At 63.4% G+C, this 17,615-nt stretch carries 14 protein-coding genes; 9 read left to right on the top strand and 5 right to left on the bottom strand.

Annotated features, from left to right (window positions below; translation table 11 throughout):
- Positions 1 to 353 precede the first annotated feature (353 nt).
- Positions 354 to 2,534: a malate synthase G gene (locus AB870_RS00305; protein WP_047906483.1), complete on the top strand. Its 2,181-nt coding sequence runs from the start codon at positions 354 to 356 to the stop codon at positions 2,532 to 2,534.
- A 132-nt stretch (positions 2,535 to 2,666) separates the two neighbouring features.
- Complete coding sequence (locus AB870_RS00300; RefSeq protein WP_047906482.1) at positions 2,667 to 3,953, top strand: DUF445 domain-containing protein; 1,287 nt, start codon at positions 2,667 to 2,669, stop codon at positions 3,951 to 3,953.
- A gap of 50 nt (positions 3,954 to 4,003) precedes the next feature.
- On the opposite strand, the gene AB870_RS00295 is transcribed toward AB870_RS00300, so the two are convergent.
- Complete coding sequence (locus AB870_RS00295; RefSeq protein ID WP_157112185.1) at positions 4,004 to 4,711, bottom strand: hypothetical protein; 708 nt, start codon at positions 4,709 to 4,711, stop codon at positions 4,004 to 4,006.
- 8 nt (positions 4,712 to 4,719) lie between these two features.
- The gene (locus tag AB870_RS00290; RefSeq protein WP_157112184.1) at positions 4,720 to 5,685 is read right to left on the bottom strand and encodes a hypothetical protein; all 966 of its coding nucleotides are present in this window, start codon (positions 5,683 to 5,685) and stop codon (positions 4,720 to 4,722) included.
- A 443-nt stretch (positions 5,686 to 6,128) separates the two neighbouring features.
- On the opposite strand from AB870_RS00290, the gene AB870_RS00285 reads away from it, so the two are divergent.
- Positions 6,129 to 7,259, top strand: coding sequence for a porin (locus AB870_RS00285; RefSeq protein WP_047906479.1), 1,131 nt, complete (start codon positions 6,129 to 6,131; stop codon positions 7,257 to 7,259).
- Positions 7,260 to 7,345: 86 nt separating this feature from the next.
- The gene (locus AB870_RS00280; RefSeq protein ID WP_047908610.1) at positions 7,346 to 8,437 is read left to right on the top strand and encodes a nucleoside hydrolase; all 1,092 of its coding nucleotides are present in this window, start codon (positions 7,346 to 7,348) and stop codon (positions 8,435 to 8,437) included.
- Positions 8,438 to 8,477: 40 nt separating this feature from the next.
- On the opposite strand, the gene AB870_RS00275 is transcribed toward AB870_RS00280, so the two are convergent.
- On the bottom strand, positions 8,478 to 9,506 hold the full coding sequence (locus AB870_RS00275; protein WP_084663171.1) for a LysR family transcriptional regulator: 1,029 nt from the start codon (positions 9,504 to 9,506) through the stop codon (positions 8,478 to 8,480).
- A 253-nt stretch (positions 9,507 to 9,759) separates the two neighbouring features.
- Here AB870_RS00275 and AB870_RS00270 point away from each other — a divergent pair, with 253 nt between their 5' ends.
- The 4 genes from AB870_RS00270 (at position 9,760) to AB870_RS00255 (ending at position 14,510) form a co-directional block, all read left to right on the top strand.
- On the top strand, positions 9,760 to 11,109 hold the full coding sequence (locus tag AB870_RS00270; protein WP_047906478.1) for an NCS2 family permease: 1,350 nt from the start codon (positions 9,760 to 9,762) through the stop codon (positions 11,107 to 11,109).
- Between the two features lie 71 nt (positions 11,110 to 11,180).
- Positions 11,181 to 12,290, top strand: a complete 1,110-nt coding sequence (locus AB870_RS00265; RefSeq protein ID WP_047906477.1) for an adenosine deaminase family protein — start codon at positions 11,181 to 11,183, stop codon at positions 12,288 to 12,290.
- Between the two features lie 270 nt (positions 12,291 to 12,560).
- A complete protein-coding gene (locus tag AB870_RS00260; protein ID WP_157112183.1) occupies positions 12,561 to 13,046 on the top strand; it encodes a hypothetical protein in 486 nt (161 codons plus the stop codon).
- 3 nt (positions 13,047 to 13,049) lie between these two features.
- The gene (locus AB870_RS00255) at positions 13,050 to 14,510 is read left to right on the top strand and encodes a hypothetical protein (RefSeq protein ID WP_053059506.1); all 1,461 of its coding nucleotides are present in this window, start codon (positions 13,050 to 13,052) and stop codon (positions 14,508 to 14,510) included.
- A 24-nt stretch (positions 14,511 to 14,534) separates the two neighbouring features.
- Here the strand turns inward: AB870_RS00255 and AB870_RS00250 are convergent, their stop codons facing one another.
- Both AB870_RS00250 and AB870_RS25435 read right to left on the bottom strand, forming a co-directional pair.
- Complete coding sequence (locus AB870_RS00250; RefSeq protein ID WP_084663168.1) at positions 14,535 to 15,734, bottom strand: hypothetical protein; 1,200 nt, start codon at positions 15,732 to 15,734, stop codon at positions 14,535 to 14,537.
- Between the two features lie 418 nt (positions 15,735 to 16,152).
- A complete protein-coding gene (locus AB870_RS25435) occupies positions 16,153 to 16,470 on the bottom strand; it encodes a DUF4148 domain-containing protein (RefSeq protein ID WP_047906475.1) in 318 nt (105 codons plus the stop codon).
- Between the two features lie 775 nt (positions 16,471 to 17,245).
- Between AB870_RS25435 and AB870_RS00240 the strand changes: the two genes are divergently transcribed.
- Entirely contained in the window at positions 17,246 to 17,500 is a 255-nt protein-coding gene (locus AB870_RS00240) for a hypothetical protein (protein ID WP_071386813.1), read from the top strand.
- Positions 17,501 to 17,615 lie beyond the last annotated feature (115 nt).

The raw sequence follows: 17,615 nt of genomic DNA, 5'->3' as shown, positions 1-17,615 counted from the left end.
CGCGTGTCCACGCCGCTCGCGCACATCCTCATTCGATCGTCTGCGTTTCTCATAAAGTGAAACGCCATACCGAATGCTGCAACTGCACACGAAAAATCGGCGACCGGGCGCAAAGCCTCGTCGCGTCGATGTCATACGCAAACCCTTATGCCACCTATAAGCTGCGGCGGTGCCGGGACTCGAAATACCGGGTTTCCGAGTGACCGGAGAAGGATTACACTCAGACTCTTATATAAGACTGCCCCTTAACGTCTGTCCTCCTGACGATCGGTCCGTCGCGAAATGCGCCGGACACCCGGCAAGAGGGCGGACGGAGTCGCGTCAACCTGGTTTTCAAACTCGAGTACAGCATCATGACTTCCACTTCCCAGCGTGGCGGCCTGACGGTCGCAGACAATCTGATCGCGTTCATCGAAAAGGAAGCCCTGCCGGGCACCGGCGTCGATGTCGACGCGTTCTGGAAAGGCTTCGACGCCATCGTCCATGACCTCGCCCCGAAGAACCGCGCCCTGCTCACCGAACGTGACCGTCTGCAAGGCGAACTCGACAACTGGCACCGCGCCAACCCGGGTCCGATTGCCGATGCTGCCGCCTACCGCGCCTTCCTCGAAAAGATCGGCTATCTCCTGCCTGCACCGGCCGGCGTGAAGGCCACCACGGCAGACGTCGATTACGAAATCGCCGAGCAGGCCGGCCCGCAACTGGTCGTGCCCCTGTCGAACGCCCGCTACGCCCTGAACGCCGCCAATGCGCGCTGGGGCAGCCTGTACGACGCCCTCTACGGCACGGACGCCATCCCCGAGACCGGCGGCGCAGAGAAGGGCGCCGGCTACAACCCGAAGCGCGGCGAACTCGTGATCGCCTTCGCGCGCGGGTTCCTCGACCAGGCCGCACCGCTGGCGGTTGGCTCGCATAAGGACGCCACCGGCTACAGCGTCGAGAACGGCAAGCTCGTCGTCACGACGACGAACGGCAAGACGGGTCTCGCCACGCCGGCCCTGTTCGTCGGCTTCCAGGGCGACGCCGCCGCGCCCACGGCCGTGCTGCTCAAGCACAACGGCCTGCATTTCGAAATTCAGTTCGACGCCAGCCATCCGATCGGCAAGACCGACGCCGCCCATATCAAGGACGTGCTCGTCGAAGCCGCCGTCACGACCATCATCGACTGCGAGGACTCGGTCGCGGCCGTCGATGCCGACGACAAGGTCGAGCTGTATCGCAACTGGCTGGGCCTGATGCAGGGCACGCTGACGGAGGAAGTCTCAAAGGGCGGCAAGACCTTCACGCGCCGTCTGAACGCCGACCGCGAATACACCGGCGCCGACGGCAAGCCCGTGAAGCTGCACGGCCGCTCGCTGCTGTTCATCCGCAACGTCGGCCACCTGATGACCAACCCGGCGATCACCGACCGCGAAGGCCGTGAAATTCCGGAAGGCATTCTCGACGGCGTGGTCACCGTGCTCGCCTCGCTGCACGACCGCAAGCATCGTCTGAACTCGCGCACGGGTTCGATCTACATCGTCAAGCCGAAAATGCACGGCCCGGCCGAAGTGGCCTTCGCCGACGAACTGTTCGGCCGCATCGAAGACCTGTACGCCTTGCCGCGCAACACGCTCAAGATGGGCATCATGGACGAGGAGCGCCGCACCAGCGTCAACCTCCCGGCCTGTATCGCAGCGGCGGCCGCGCGCGTGGCGTTCATCAACACGGGCTTCCTCGACCGCACGGGCGACGAAATGCACACCGCGATGGAAGCTGGCCCGATGATGCGCAAGGGCGACATGAAGTCCTCCGCCTGGATCACGGCCTACGAGAAGAGCAACGTGCTCGTGGGTCTCGCCGCCGGCCTGCGCGGCCGCGCACAGATCGGCAAGGGCATGTGGGCCATGCCGGACCTGATGCACGCGATGCTGGAACAAAAGATCGCGCATCCGAAGGCTGGCGCGAACACCGCATGGGTGCCGTCGCCGACCGCCGCCACGCTGCACGCGCTGCACTATCACATGGTCGACGTGCAGGCCGTCCAGCAGGAACTTGAGAAGATCGATTACGCGAAGGAACGCGATGCGCTGCTCGCCGGCCTGCTCACAGTCCCGGTGGTGGCCAAGGCCGAATGGAGCGCCGAAGAGATCCGCAAGGAAATCGAAAACAACGCGCAGGGCATTCTGGGTTATGTCGTTCGCTGGATCGACCGGGGCGTGGGCTGCTCGAAGGTGCCGGACATCAACGACATCGGCTTGATGGAAGATCGCGCCACGCTGCGTATTTCGAGCCAGCATCTGGCGAACTGGCTGCGCCACGGCGTGATTACGCGCGAGCAGGTCGAAGAGACGATGAAGCGCATGGCAGCGGTGGTCGACAAGCAGAATGCCGGTGACAGGCACTACGTGCCGATGGCGCCGAACTTCGAGCGCTCGCTGGCATTCAAGGCCGCCAGCGCGCTGGTGTTCGAAGGACTGACGCAACCGAACGGCTATACCGAGCCGCTGCTGCACAAGTACCGTCTGGAACTGAAGGCGAAGCACCGCGGTTGAGCCATGAGCGCAGTCGCTTACGGATAGTCCGCGGTGGGGCGCGCAGATAGCGCGCAGAACGCCGGACTTATCACGAGACGCCTGACGGGGTAACCTGTCAGGCGTCTTCGTTTTCTGAGGAACCGGTCGCGCATGGATGTCATCGATCCCGCCATCGCCCTGCAACGCGCCGAACGGCGTGCACTCTCGTTCCTTCTCGTTGCGCTGGCGATCTTTATCGCCACGCTCTTCATGCCGGTGCATTTCCTCACCGGATGGATTCGCGCGGCGGCCGAAGCGGCAATGGTCGGCGGCCTTGCGGACTGGTTCGCCGTCGAGGCGCTGTTCCGGCGTATTCCGATCCCCGGGCTCTCGCGGCACACGAACATCCTGATCCGCAAGAAAGACGCCCTTGGCGACGGCCTCGCCCGCTTCGTGCGCGAGAAGTTTCTCGATACGCCGTCCGTCGTGAGGCTGATCGAACAGCAGAACCCGGCAGATGCCCTCACACGCTGGCTCGGATCGTACGAGAACACGCGTCAGTTGAGTGCTGTGCTCGTCAAGGTTGCGAGCGGTGTGCTCGACGTGATGGACGAGCGCAACGTACAGGCCTTCATTCGCCGTGCACTCGACACGATGATCGACCGGCTCGACCTGTCGCAATCGGCGGCGGCGATTCTCGACACGCTCACGCGCGAGGGACGCCATCAGGCATTGCTCGACGAGACGCTGGACTATCTCGTCGAGTTGCTCAACGAGCCGCAGACGCGCCAGTTCATCTCGGCGCGCATTGTCGAATGGCTCAAGGCCGATCATCCAAAGAAGGAAAAGGTGTTGCCCTCGGAATGGATCGGCAACAAGGGCTCCGACATGATTTCGGCGGCGGTGACGCGCCTGCTCGCGCAGATGGAGGCAGACGAGTCCCACCAGTTGCGTCAGGCCTTCGACCGGGCGGTTGCGGGGCTGATCGAGCGCCTGAAGCACGATGCCGACGTCCAGGCGAAGCTCGACGGCTTCAAGGCACAGTTGAAAGGCGACACGGCGCTGAACGCCTACGTGGGCGGCCTGTGGAGCGAATGGCGCAGCTGGGTGAAGCGGGATCTGGCGCGCGGCGACTCGGTGATCGGCGCGAAGATCACGGGTGCCGCCGCGTGGATCGGGCAGGAACTCGCACGCAGCGAATCGTTACGCAAGGCGCTCGACGCGCAACTGCGAGACGCCGCCGAACGCATGGCCCCAGGTTTCGCCGACTTCGTGACGGAACACATCCGCGCAACGGTGCATGGCTGGAATGCGGAACATCTGTCACGGCAGATTCGACTCAGCGTGGGGCAAGACCTGCAATACATCCGCATCAACGGCACGCTCGTCGGCGGTCTCATCGGCGCCGTGCTGTATCTGGTGGCACAGGCGCCGGTATTGCTTGCGCGCGGCGCTTAGCAGCGCTTAGCAGCGATTAACCGTCGATGGCAATGTGCGGCTCCCCGATGTCATTCGTGGACGCTGAAACTGCCGCGCCATTTTTGTTGCGGATCCAGATACAACGCATCGACGATTTTGACAAACCAATGACGATCGTCGGATTCCAGCATATGACGGCGCTCCGGCGCCAAATCCATTTCGAAGAACCAGGGATGTTGTCCCTTGTCGTTGCCCAACAGATACCCATCGCAATGCGCATATTCCATCCTGCGCACCATCGTCTTCTTCAACAAATTCTCGGTGTATGCCGCTTTATCGCGCGGCGACATGAATTCGTCCTGAAAGAACACCGGATATCTGCCGCTCCACGCCTCGGCCACCGACTCGCCCCCACCCCCATAGGCAAGCAAAACCCCCGTTCGCGGGTGTAATTCCTGCATGCGGCCGAACACCGCGAATTGGCACTCGGGCATCAATGTCGGTGCCCCACCGTTGCCCTGAATGACGATTTCGTCATCCCACGTTTTCTCGCTAATCAAGATATCCCCGGTTTCATAAATTGCCAGCGTCCGGATGCCCATGTTCTTTGCTTCTTTGAGCACGATCGCGCCGAAGTCGCCGCCCGGATTCGCGACAACCGTGAAATTTCGTCCCTGACCGAGAAGTCTTTCAAAGGTGTCAATCACATCTTGTGTGACCTCCTCTGGAAATGCCGCAGTGCCGGGAAACTCACCGACGACAGAAACGGAGTTCCTGCCATCGAGAAGCGTCGTCACCCGCTCCTTTAGTTCCCGATCGGTTCTGACGATGCTGGTTGACGATTGCACCTCTGTCCCAATGATTCGTGCGGCCCGGCCGACTTGTCCGACTTCCATGAATTTCTCCTGACAGAATGAGGAAAAAAATTACGTTCCGCATCGTCGTGATCTTGCGGCGTTTCCTCGGGAATTTGGACCGGGCGCAGCCATTTTTTCTTGGCCTCTGCCCCAAGAAAATCGCCGATTTTTTCCAACCAGCCAGTGTCGTTCTGACGAAAGAGGGACTCGGCATCGGGCTCCGTTTCGTAGAAGTATTTCGGATCCGTCGAGGTGTGTACGGTCTGATATCCATTGACATGCGCATGCGCCATCGTCTGGATATGCGTGCGCTTCAGGAAATCCTGCACCAGAGTGTTTCGTTTGTCCGGCGCCATGAATTTCGTCTCGACGAACACGGAATATCCGCAGAACCATGCCTCGGCAACGGAAGTCATTGCATCGCCGCCGCCGTATGCCAGCAGCGCCCCCGAGCTGGGGTGCAGCGCCTGCAGGGTGCCAAATACATCGCGCTTACCTTCCGGCGTTTGCGTCGGCGCGCCGCCCTGCGCGCTCTCTATGACAATTTCCCGCTCCCAAAATGGTGTGTTGGGCACGACATCGGCACTCTCATAGATCGCCAGCGTTCCGATGCCTAGCGCGCTCGCGATCCTGAGCGCTTCGAAGCCGATTCCGCCGGCGGGATTCGCCGCAATCGTAAAAGTCCCGCGCTGGCCGCGCAGTCTTTCAATATCGTCACGCATGGCACAGACAAAATCCCATCGACTGTATCCATGGGCCTGCGGCCATTCGCCAACGACCGACACGGAAGGCCCCAACTCAAGCGCTGCCAATAAGCGATCATTCAATTCGTTGTCCGTCTTGACCATATTCGACGACGAAGGGACTGCCGCAGACCTCGCGCTCGCGATACCGCTGACCTGACTAATTTCCATTGAAGTTCTCCTGACGAGATGGGGGAGGAGGAAAGCGATGTCCCAGCGGATTCGAGAGGCAGATTCCGGTGGATATCCGACATGACCCAACGTGCGGTACGGTACAAACATAGGAAACGATTCGCCGGGCGTTTTGCGGAATTCGCTCATGCCATTGCCGGTTTCGAGCGCGAGATGCGAAGCCGGGCGAGACGGTGCCCCGTGTTCGCTCGTGGCACGCCTGCTCGCGCAGCCAGCTGTCGGACAGACGCAACGCTCGCAGCATCACCCCGCCTTGGGGCATCCCCCAGTCCCCATGAGCCCCACGCGCTTATATCGATTCAATTTATCGATATATAAAAAATCAAAATTATATTTATACAAGCCCCTTCCCTATAGTTCGGTCCGAACCGCGCCCACTCTCGCAGGCGCGCGGACACCGACATTAGAGAACGCCACACCTCATGAAGACCACGATTCTGGCCCGCCTGGGCCTTGCCGGCTTTGCCGCAGCAATGGGACTCGGCGCTAGCGCCGCACACGCACAGAGCAACGTTACGATTTACGGCCTGATCTCGGGCGGCGTGGGGTACGTGAGTAACCAGGGCGGCAGCAAGACGTGGCAGGCGCTCTCGGGCACCAACCAGAATCCGCGCTGGGGTTTCCGTGGCTCGGAAGACCTCGGCAACGGCACCAAAGCCATCTTCACGCTCGAAGCCGGCTTCAGCATCGTGAACGGCACCGGCGCGCAGAACGGCCGCGCCTTCGGCCGTCAGTCGTTCGTCGGTCTGTCCGACAAGCAGTGGGGCACGCTCACGCTCGGCCGTCAGTACGACACCATTCACGATTACGTCGGCCCGATCATCATTTCGAGTAACGGTGTGAACATTGGCGACAACGACAACGGATACAACGACATCCGCATGCAGAACTCGGTGAAGTGGGTCAGCCCGAGCGTCGGCGGCTTCCATGGCACGGCGCAGTATGGCTTCTCGAACTCGGCCACCGGTTTTCGCAACAACAACGCCTACAGCTTCGGCCTCGGCTACAAGTACGGCAACTTCGACTGGAACGCCGCCTACGCGCAGTACAACAACCCGTTCAGCGGCACGAACAACGACGGCGCCATCGCCAACGATTACGCCAGCCCGCTGCTGATCTTCTCGAAGAGCGCCACGCGTGCCAACGTCTTCGCCAGCCAGCAACGCATCTTCGCCACGGGCGGCTTCTACCGCTGGGGCCCGGCGCTCATCGGCGCGATGTTCTCGGACGTGCACTACACGTATCTCGACAACTCGCACCTGCATCTCCAGAATTACAACCTGACGCTGAACTACAACGTGACGCCGGCCCTCGTGCTGGGCGCCGCGTACGGCTTCACGGCAGGCAAGTACGATGTAATCAACACGCGTCCGCAATGGCATCAGATCAACCTGCAAGCCGACTACTGGCTGTCCAGGCGTACGGACGTCGCGCTCACGCTCAACGCCCAGCAGGCCGCAGGCGACGCGCAGGTCGCGCAGCTCTTCGGTTACGCGGCGTCGAGCACGAAGCGCCAGATGGCCATCACGCTGGGCATGCGTCACACGTTCTGATACCGCGGGCGCGCCCGGATGCGCGTTCTTCGCTTCGCAAGTTCGACCAAACGACGACCATGAACGAATCGAATCCAATGCACGATATGGCCGGCGAGCGACACAGCCGCCGCCGATTCCTGCGCACCTCGCTTGCCGCCTCGCTTGTTACGATGGGCGCGACCGGCGCGGGCAGCGCCTTCGCGAAAATGACGTCGACCGAAGGCGCGTCGCCGCTCACGGCCGACGGCTCGCCACGTCGCGCGGTCATTATCGATTGCGACCCCGGTCAGGACGACGCCATCGCCATCCTGTTCGCACTCGGTTCGCCTGAGCAGATCGACCTCAAGGCGCTGACGGTCGTCGGCGGCAACGTGCCGCTGAACCTGACCGAGCGCAACGCCCGCATCGTGCGCGACTGGGCCGGCAAGACGACGTCGCTGCCGGTCTACGCCGGCTGCCCGAAGCCGCTGATGCGCGATCTGGTGACGGCCGCGAATGTCATGGGACGTTCCGGGCTCGACGGTGTCGCGCTGCACGAGCCGCGCGGCGGGCTGGAAAGAGCCCATGCCGTGACATATCTCATCGATACCCTGCGGGCGGCGCCCCCCGGCAGCGTGACGCTCGTCGGCATTGGCCCGCTGACCAATCTCGCGACCGCCCTCACGGCGGCCCCGGAGGGCGCGAAGGCGATCCGTGAAATCGTGCTCATGGGCGGCGCATGGTTCGAGCGCGGCAACTACACGCCGGCTGCCGAGTTCAACATCTTCGTCGACCCGGAAGCCGCGAGCATCGTGCTCGGCGCCGGTGTGCCGGTGACGGTGGTGCCGCGCGACGTTAGCCTGAAAGCGCTCATCACGCCGGCGCGCATCGAGCCGTTCCGTGCGCTGAAGAATCGCTGCGGCCCGATCGTCGCGGACATTCTCGCCGCGGGCGTCGCATATCAAAAGCGCCGCCGCGGCGTGGAAGAAGCCCCGATGTACGACCCCTGCACCATCGGCTATCTGCTCGACCCGACGATGTACGGCGGCCGCCGCGTGAACGTGGCGGTGGAGACCACCGGCCAGCTCACACTGGGCGAGACGGTGGTGGACTGGAACGGCCGCACGAAGCGCGCGCCGAACGCGACGTGGCTCACTGACATCGACGCCGGGCGCTTCTACGATTTGCTGCTCGAACGCATCGCACGCCTGCCCTGACGGGCGGCCGCGGCCGGCGGCAAGCGCATGGCAAGGCCGGTCATGTGGCGAGATGCTTCGCGATCCACTCGCGGCATGCGCTCACTTGCGGCCCCCGCTCCTTACCGACGAGCGATATGAGCGCCACTGTACGCGTGACGCGCGGGGCAATGACGTCGAGCGCAACAAGCGCCGGATCGTGCAGATGCAGCGTGTAGAGCCGCGGCAGGATCGCCAGCGCGAGACCGCTGCGCACCAGCGCGTAGAGCGGTTCGGTGTACTCCATGCGGTACTTCGGTTCGAGCCGCAGGTTTTGCGAGCCGCCCGTACGCTGGAGCGAGTCGCTGACGTTGCCGCGTACGAACACGGCGAGATCGCGTTCGGTCAGTTGCGACCAACTGACGGATCCGGCCCGGGCAAGGGGATCGTCGTGACGCGCGACGAGCACGATTTCGTCGTCGAAGAGATCGTCGCAGCGAAAGCCTTCGGTATTGGCCGCCTGACCCGCTTCGTCCGCCTCGTCGCGAATCCCCACGCCGAGATCGATCTCGCCACGCGCGAGTGCGGCGACCAGCTCGCTGTTCGGCAAGTCGGAGAGTGCGAAGCGTACGTTCGGATGCGAATCGCGCAAGCTCCCGAGTACCGGCAACAAACGCGCGGCGACCGACGGAATGAAACCGATGCGCACCGTCTGCGCTTGCAGCGTGAAGGTGCTCGTCATGTCGTCGAAAGTCCCGCGCGCGGCATTGAGCAGGCGTTCCGCGAGCGGCAGGATGGTCGCGCCGGCGTCGGTGAGCGTCAGGCGATGCGCGGAACGCTCGAACAGCCGCCCGCCGAGCAGGAACTCGATCTGCCGAATGGCGGCGGTCAGCGCGGGCTGCGTGACGGAAAGCGCCTGCGCCGCCTGCGTGAAGCTGCGCGAATGGGCGAGCGCCACGAAGTACTGCACCTGACGCAGCGTGAGCGCGGGCAGAGGCGGTACGTGCGCCGCCGCAGCAGCAGCGGGGCCGGTTGCCGGTACCGCCTTCGCGCAGGACGACGCTTCGGCCTTGGCGACAGCGTTCTCGGGACGTCGGGACGAAGACGCCATGGCGCGCTCCTCAAGTTTTGTCATGCTTTGTCATGCGTGATGGCAAGACACCAGGACCGCGACGCCGCCGGAGACCGGGGCGTGCCCGGGAATCCGCGCGTGTCGCACAGAATAGATTCGAATTATCGAATCATAAGTAATTTCATTTTTTATTTATAGTCGCGCGCACGTAAAGTGCCACCCAGAGACCTTCTATTCTTGGCCTATGCAGACCTCTACTCCCAAGCGTGATATGCACGATAGCGCACCTTCGATGCCCCCGGGCCAGACGGCTACGGCTACGGCCCCGGGCGGCTGGCTGGAGCGCCGCTTCGCCATCGGCGCACGCGGCTCCAGCGTGCGCACGGAGGTGCTTGCCGGCATCACGACTTTCCTTGCGGCGGCATATTTGCTGGTCGTGATCCCGTCGCTGCTCGCCACGGGCGGCATGGATCGCGGCGCAAGCACTACCGCGGTGATACTGGTGTTCGTCATGTTCTCGGTGCTGATGGGTTTCTACGCGAACCTGCCGTTCGTCGTCGGCCCCGGCATCGGTGGTTCGGTCATCGTGGGCGTCACGCTCGCGGCCACCGAACATGTGGCCTGGCAGACCGGGATCGCCATCGCGTGCCTGTCGGGCCTGCTGTTCCTGTTGCTGACGGTGATCGGGGCGCGCAGTGTGGTGGCGCGCCTGATTCCGACGGCGATCAAGCTGGGTCTCGGCGCGTCGATCGGCTTGTTCATCGCGGTGCTGGGCGTGCGCAACGCCGGCATGGTCGTCGCCAACGCCAGGACGAACGCGTTCGCGCTGGGAGACTTCAGCAAGCCGGGCACCCTCGTCGCCCTGATCGGACTCGGTGCGGCCGTGCTGCTGCAAGGCCGCAAGGTCCCCGGTGCCATCCTCTGGTCGATTCTCATCGCCGCCATCGCCGGTGTGCCGCTGGGCGTGACGAAGGTGCCCGAGTCGTTCATGTCGCTGCCGCACAGCATCGCGCCCGTGGCGTTTGCCCTCGACCTCAAGAGCGCGTTGACGATCTCCGCACTGCCTTACCTGTTCGCGTTCTTCGCGGCGGAATTCTTCTCCACACTGGGGACCACCCTCGCCGTTGGCGGCAAAGCCGGTCTGCTCGACGCACACGGCAACATGGAGAACATCAACCGGCCGTTTCTCGTGGATTCGATTGCCGCAACCGGCGGCGCGCTGCTGGGCATTCCCGCGCTCACGGCGCTGGTCGAATCGGCCGCGGGGGTCGAAGCGGGCGGCCGCACGGGGCTCACGTCCATTGCCGCCGCCGTGATGTTCGCTCTGGTGTGCTTCTTCGTGCCGGTCGCGCTGGCGATCCCCAAGGAAGCCACCGCGCCTGCGCTGATCCTCATCGGCTTGTCGATGTTCAGCACGATTCGCCATGTGCCGTTCGACGACTTCAGCGACGCCTTCCCCGTGCTTGCGATGGTATTGCTCACGTTGCTCTCGAACAGCTTCGGCACCGGTATCGCGGGGGGCTTGCTGTGCTACGTGCTGGTCAAGGCGCTCATGGGTCGCTTCAAGGAGCTGCCGTGGGGGCTTTACGTGTTGGCGCTGCCGCTGGCGTATTACTTCTGGACGGTCGTGGGGCGTCATTGACCCTGGTGCCGCCCATGGCCGGCCCGTGCGGCCGCGTCGGTTTTGCCGTGAAATCATCAAGACGGAACGATATGACAGAGACACCGGGCCACGTGCCCGCCGCACGCACCGGCGTGCAGATTCAGCAAGCGCATCGCACCTTCTTTCGCGCGATACCCAAGGTCGAACTGCATTGCCACCTGCTGGGTGCGGTGCGTCACGACACGTTCGTGGCGCTCGCCGAGAAGTCGAAGGCACCGCTGGAGCGCGCCGAGATCGACGCGTTCTACACCCGCGGCGAGAAGCCCGTGGGCGTGCTGCGCGTACTGCGCGCACTCGACCGGTATCTGCTGACGTCGCCGGACGATCTGCATCGCATCGCGTACGAATATCTGGCCGACGCTGCCGCATACAACGTCCGTTACAGCGAGTTCTTCTGGAATCCCACGGGCACCGTACGCACGTCCGGCCTTCCGTATGCCGACGCGCAACATGCCATCGTCGCCGCCATTCGCGACGCCGAGCGCGACCACGGCATCGTCGGGCGTCTGATTCCGAGCATCGACCGTGAGGCGGAGGCGAGCGAGGCTGTCGAGATGGTCGAATGGATGCGTGCGCATCGCGCTGACGAAGTGATCGGTATCGGCATCGACTATCGTGAAAACGACAGGCCGCCCGAATTGTTCTGGAAAGCCTATCGCAACGCGCGTCTCGCCGGATTCAGGACGACCGCACATGCGGGCGAATTCGGAATGCCCTGGACGAACGTCGAAACTGCGCTCGAGCTGCTCAAATGCGATCGTATCGATCACGGCTACACCATCGTCGACGCGCCGGATTTCGCACGCGAATGCGCCCGGCGCGGCATCGTCTTCACCGTCGTGCCGACGAACTCGTACTACCTGCGCACGCTCTCCCCCCAGCGTTGGGCGGAAGATCACCCGATGCGCCGCATGCCGGGCCTCGGGCTGAAGATTCACCCGAACACCGACGATCCGACCCTGCACAAGGTCAATCCGGCGCAGGCCTGGGAGCTGATGTACAGCCACTTCGGCTTCACGCTCGACGACTTGCGGGGCTTCATGCAAAACGGCCTCGACGGCGCATGGATCGACGACAGCACGCGACAAGACTGGCACCGTCGCTTCGCGTCGGATTTCGACAGCGCCCGCGACGTGCTCGCCCGTTCGTTGGCGGGCTGAATATCGCCCTCGTTTTTCTGGGTCTCACCCGACCTTCAGCCGCCCTCGGGCGGTTTTTTTTCGGCCTCGACGGGCGCGCCGCCCGGCGATTTCAGAATCAAACGAACGGACGCAACGCAGAGATCCGACACGAATCGCGCGAATGCCACAGCCGGGAAAAAGCGGCGCCAATCCCCATGATTCACCCCAAAAGCGGGAGCCTGTCTATTCGCGGTGACGGCTAGCCGATAACATGCGCCGCTCTTTTCACAATGATTCGGTAAAAGCCGCATGCCATCCCATTTCCGTGCGCCGAAAAACGACGCGGTGCCCTACGATGCGTCACCCGGGCGTTTGCCCGATTCCCCAATGCCGCGACGCCGGCTGAACGATTTTCTGGACGCCATCGGCCGCCGCTTCGATCTGCCCGGCCTTCGCGCGCAGGCCACGCCCGGCGCCGGCGTCATGTTGGAAAACGGCGACGCCGTCTACTTCCGCGAGAACGGCTCCGTCGACACGTTCGATCTCTACTTCCGGATCGGCGTCCCGCCCGCCGCGCAGCACCATCCCGATCTGATCGGCTCGATCACGGCAAACTGCTTTGCGGCAGACGCTCATGCACCGGCGCGGCTCGTGGCGCAAGCGCAGGATTGCTTGCTGTTCGGCGTCACAAACATCGAATACGACGGCATTGCCGAGGGCGCGCAAAGCCGGCTCGACGTTGGTTTCTCCGAATACCGCACGCTGATCGAATTTTTAAGACACGAGGTTCATTAAGTCATGATGTTGAGAGTGCAGTCCGACATTTCACGCGTTCATTCCAGCGACAATCTTCTGGACGCCGTACGCAGTGTCCAGTTTCTGAATCGTGCGCGCGTCGCAAGCGAATTCGACAATTGGGCACTGGAGCGGCAAGTGCAGATGGCCCCCGAGCAACCCATGCCCGCCTTGCACTTCGACAAGGGACTGAAAACGCGCTCCGAGTCGACGGAATCGCTGGCGTCGCTCAACTCGTTGCCCGATAGTCAGACCTTCGAGCGCTACCGCAGTGACGACGCGGGACGGAATCTGTTCGACTGCGAGCCGTACTACCCCAAGGCGGCAGCGCGCGTGGAATTCGAGCGAAAGCTGGGAGAGGCCCTGTGCGACGATCCGCGCATACGCGATGTGGCGCGTCGCATTCGCGCGCTGACCGGTACACCGATGCGTTACGACGATTTCGACGCGGCCGCTCAAGCGAAGATCTTCGCCGAGCGCGTGGGCATCGGCGGTGCGCACGAGTGTCTGCATTCGCACGATACGCTCGACGCCCACGTGCTGGCCACGCTCATCAAGGCCGAAGCGCCGCACTACGACGCGCCCGACGCGCCGAACCCGAAGCGCCGCCGCAACATGTTCAACGCGGCGCCCCACCCGGAAAACCCCATGCATCCGTGGAATCTTCGCGAGTTCGACGTCCCCATCGCCGAGATCAAGTCGCCCAAACAATTGCCGGAGCGGATCAAGGCCGTCATGCAAGCGCGCTGGGACGCCCTGCGAAATGCGCCTTCCGACGAACATGTCTTCCGCGCGGCGCTCGTCAGAGCGGGCGTCGCGCGCGTGTACGAGGACGCAGGATTTGCGGCGACGGACGACGTCGTGAGCTACATGTTCAAGTGCGACATCGAGGAGCGAAAGCGTCTGCTGCACGACGCACTCGACATCACCTGGAGCACGGCCGAGTACACACGCGACGAAGCCAACGGCCGCGATCTGAATCCGGTGGGGCCGGATGTGCGTCAGCACCGCACGGGCGATCGTTCGAACATGGTGAGAACGTCTGATCGCGACGATCCGCAGATCGCGAAATTCGCCCTTGGCGCCATCCTGCACGACAAGCCCGTCATCTCGGGTCCGAGCGGTCATACACTGCGCTATCTCAATCACTATGCGCAGTGCAAGGAGATGGCGTCGTACTCCACGGACGTCTCCGACTGGCCCTCGCTTGCCGACGCCCGCATCGTCATGATGGCGAATCTGATGCCTCCGAAGAACCATCACTCGTATCACGAGATCATGTCGGCATCGATCGGCGTGACCGATGGCAGCGAGATGCTTCATTACCGCGACCGGGCAGCGTATGCCGATCTGAACGACACGGCGCTGGGCGCGACGACGCTCGCGCGCCTGAAGGACGACGCGCAACGCATCGGTGCGCCCGCCGATGCTGGCGTCGCCTCGTCGAACGAGGCGCGCGACTAGGCCGGGACATCGCCCGGGCGACGCTCACGAGTCGTCGCCCGAACTCTCGCTTTCCGTATCGAGCGAGTAATCCAGCACGACAGGTGTGCCATAGGCGCGCAACGTTTGCGGGGCGGTGACGAAACGGTCCGCGATGAGCTGCGCGCGGTGCGCCGCCAGGGCGGGCGTCTTCGCCAATGTGGCCTGTGCAATATGCTGCACCTCGTTGGCGAACGCCTTGCCGATGCGACGGCTACTGCGATGCAGTACAAAGCGCCCATTCGCGGGATCGAACAGACCACCGTCCGTGCGGCTCTGCGCTTCGACTTCGGCGCATGCGGCGCAGGGCACGAAGCGGCCTGCCATCGGCACCACGATCAGCGTGTCGGATGCCAGCCCCAGGCGGGCGACCGCTTCGCGATGCCACGCTTGCGCATGCGTGGCGATAGCCGTCTGGATACACTGCTCCGCGTGCATGGTCTCGGTCGCCCCCGGCGGCAACGACGCAAGTTTCGGAACATCCCGCATTGGCGTATGCACGACGAGATCGCGAAACGTGGGCGATGCGCTGGCGGCGTCTCGCAACACCCGCCGCAGTGTGTCGAACGCGTCGTCGAGTTGCCGGAGCATCTCCTGTCCCGAAGGCGAGCCGTGCGCGGGCACGCCCACGCCCGCCATCGCTTCATCGCGCGCAGCCGTGCGCACGCGATCCAGCGCGTGGCCCTGCACGTAGCGATGTCTGAGCTTGGCGATGTCGCGCACTCGCCGGGACGCCACCATCGCGTCCCAGTTGCGCACGTCGCCCGGTGCAGGACGCCGCGGCGCGCCCGACATCAGCGTATCGTCGGTTAGGGCGAGATGCAGCGCTTCACGAATGCGCCCGGCGTGAAAGTTCGACGCGATGTGCATGCGTCCCCCGAAAACGCTCACCTGAACTTCCAGCGGATCGACATGCAGGCGCTCGCGCATCGTCATGTTCACCGCAATGGCGACATGCCTTAACGACTGCGCGACGCGGTCGAAACCGAGGTATCGCTTTGGCGCGGGCGGAGCGATGGGATGGCGCTCGATACGCGCTACCTCGGGCGAGCGCAGGAAGTAATACCGGGCATTTGACGGCGCAGCATGCGATGCCTCGCGTCGACACGGCGCACCGCTCGCGAGGCGACGCGCGTTCCAGTCCTCCAGCACCCGCTCGTCGTGCAATCCGAGCACGCGCGCGTGGCGCAGGGCAACCGCGAACATGGCGCCATCGGCATTCGACGGACGGCGGGGAATGGCCCGCGGTAATGGGGCGTGGGGATCGATGTGCAACATGAGAATGAGAAGGAGGGAGCGAAGAGAGCAGAGGGAAAGGACAGCCGCCGATGCAGGCCGTGCCGCCGGTGCATCGCAGCGTCGCTCACCATGCGGCTGGGCGGATTCTACGGACGCCAATCCGGAGGGCTTCTGTATTTGGCGCGACGCCTGTCGCCTCGTGTCCGCAGCGAGCGGGGCATCGACCGCCCTCGCGCGTCCCGGCAAGAAAAAGCCGCCGGCCCTTGTGCGGGCCGGCGGCCTGGCATCGCCTGGGGACGACGCCTCGGTGTTGCCGTACTGCTGTCTTCTACTGCGTTCTACTGCGGGACTACAGGGGTCATACAGGTGCTGCGGGTGCCGTGAATTACGAACGGCTGTCCTGCGCAAACACGTTACGGTCGCTCAGTTGCGCACGCACGTCGGCGCGGGTCAGCGCAGCGGCGGCCGGTGCCGTCGTGTCGGCATGCGATGCCGCCACCAGCGAAGCGCCGGTTTCGGTCTGGAGCAGTTGACCGTCGGCGGCAGCCTGAATCAGTTCGGCGCGCACGTCGGCACGGCTCAGTTGGCTTTGCGTCGCCACCGGCAGATTCGGAGTGTTGTCGTCATAACGGGCATCGGCGAAAGCGGAAGCCGAGACAAACGAAGCAGCGGCAACAACGGCGGCAAGGATACGGGTGTTCATGGTGAGACTCCTGTCAATTTGGTTGGATACTTCGGATTCAGCTAGCGGTCGGGGCATCATCAGCGTCGAGGCCGGAGGCGCTTCGTTTTGCTGCGTTGCGGTGTCCGTCGCGTTGGCATGAGTGAATCTTAGGGAAAACCCGTGGTTTTTTCGCAACTGAACGTCTACGAAATGCAACCGATCGTCCGATTCGAAAAAACTATTGAAAATCAACCATTTGAAGCCGTTGAGCCGAATATGTCTGCCAAATTCGTCACGGTTTTATCCGGTTTTTGGGACGAATCGAGGCGCAATGACGCTACGCGAAACAGCGTGTTTGCTCAAATGGGCTTTATCGCAAAGTGCGTCAGCAGTAGAGTGACAACATGATGAAGTCAGCCGGCATCGTGGCTCGCAGGGTGCGCCGCACCGCGGACGATGCCGGTTTACAGGAGCACTACCATGGCTGCCCTCGGTTCTTTCCTTTTGTTGGCGAGCACTTCGTTGCTCACCGCCTCGTACCTGCGCAGCCGTGCCGCGCGGTCGCGTCGCCAGCAGGAAGCCCGCGTACGCGCTACGCAGTTCACACGTCGCTGATTTTGCCCGCCTCGGCGGGCGCTCGTGGGCCGGCTCGTGAGTCGGCCGCTTGGCGCGACGAGTCCCGCCGCGTTTCATTATTTCGTTTTCAGCAATGCGTCCTTTTCCGGGAACGCATTTTTCTCCCTGTGCCGCCGGCGTAGATTGGCGGCAATGACGGCGCCCACGGTGGACGTCTCGCCAGACAGGAGAAATGAAAATGAAACGAGTGCTGATCGCTTCGACCTTTGCAGTCGCACTGTTCGGTGCCGGCGCCTTCACCGGCGCGAACGCCGCCGAGAATACGCAACAACAAGCCGCGCAGCCGCAGCAAAGCCAGCAACAAGCGCAGGCGCAAACCCAGGTTCAGGCACAGCCGGGCCCGGTGGCCGCTCAACAGGGTTCGGTCGTCTCGCCCGTGTACGAAGTGCCGGGGCGCGTGAATCGCGCCGGTTCGATCTACTTCGGCCAGTAAGCCGTCGGTAGGCCGCCAACAGGCCATTACCGGGCGGCATCGTAAAAAAACGGCAAGCCGGGGAGCCATCCGCCGGCCTGCCGTATCCCCGTGGACCTGCGTCACACGGGATTTC

It is taken from the genome of Pandoraea faecigallinarum (genome assembly GCF_001029105.3).
Taxonomy (GTDB): domain Bacteria; phylum Pseudomonadota; class Gammaproteobacteria; order Burkholderiales; family Burkholderiaceae; genus Pandoraea; species Pandoraea faecigallinarum.
The sequence above is the reverse complement of the archived record's forward strand: the minus strand, read 5'-3'. Positions and strand labels throughout refer to the sequence as shown.

Coding starts and splice junctions, on each gene's coding strand:
- AB870_RS00305 (WP_047906483.1), top strand. CDS start 354: ATGACTTCCACTTCCCAGCGTGGCGGCCTGACGGTCGCAGACAATCTG.
- AB870_RS00300 (WP_047906482.1), top strand. CDS start 2,667: ATGGATGTCATCGATCCCGCCATCGCCCTGCAACGCGCCGAACGGCGT.
- AB870_RS00290 (WP_157112184.1), bottom strand. CDS start 5,685: ATGGAAATTAGTCAGGTCAGCGGTATCGCGAGCGCGAGGTCTGCGGCA.
- AB870_RS00285 (WP_047906479.1), top strand. CDS start 6,129: ATGAAGACCACGATTCTGGCCCGCCTGGGCCTTGCCGGCTTTGCCGCA.
- AB870_RS00280 (WP_047908610.1), top strand. CDS start 7,346: ATGGCCGGCGAGCGACACAGCCGCCGCCGATTCCTGCGCACCTCGCTT.
- AB870_RS00275 (WP_084663171.1), bottom strand. CDS start 9,506: ATGGCGTCTTCGTCCCGACGTCCCGAGAACGCTGTCGCCAAGGCCGAA.
- AB870_RS00270 (WP_047906478.1), top strand. CDS start 9,760: ATGCCCCCGGGCCAGACGGCTACGGCTACGGCCCCGGGCGGCTGGCTG.
- AB870_RS00265 (WP_047906477.1), top strand. CDS start 11,181: ATGACAGAGACACCGGGCCACGTGCCCGCCGCACGCACCGGCGTGCAG.
- AB870_RS00260 (WP_157112183.1), top strand. CDS start 12,561: ATGCCATCCCATTTCCGTGCGCCGAAAAACGACGCGGTGCCCTACGAT.
- AB870_RS00255 (WP_053059506.1), top strand. CDS start 13,050: ATGATGTTGAGAGTGCAGTCCGACATTTCACGCGTTCATTCCAGCGAC.
- AB870_RS00250 (WP_084663168.1), bottom strand. CDS start 15,734: ATGTTCGCGGTTGCCCTGCGCCACGCGCGCGTGCTCGGATTGCACGAC.
- AB870_RS25435 (WP_047906475.1), bottom strand. CDS start 16,470: ATGAACACCCGTATCCTTGCCGCCGTTGTTGCCGCTGCTTCGTTTGTC.
- AB870_RS00240 (WP_071386813.1), top strand. CDS start 17,246: ATGAAACGAGTGCTGATCGCTTCGACCTTTGCAGTCGCACTGTTCGGT.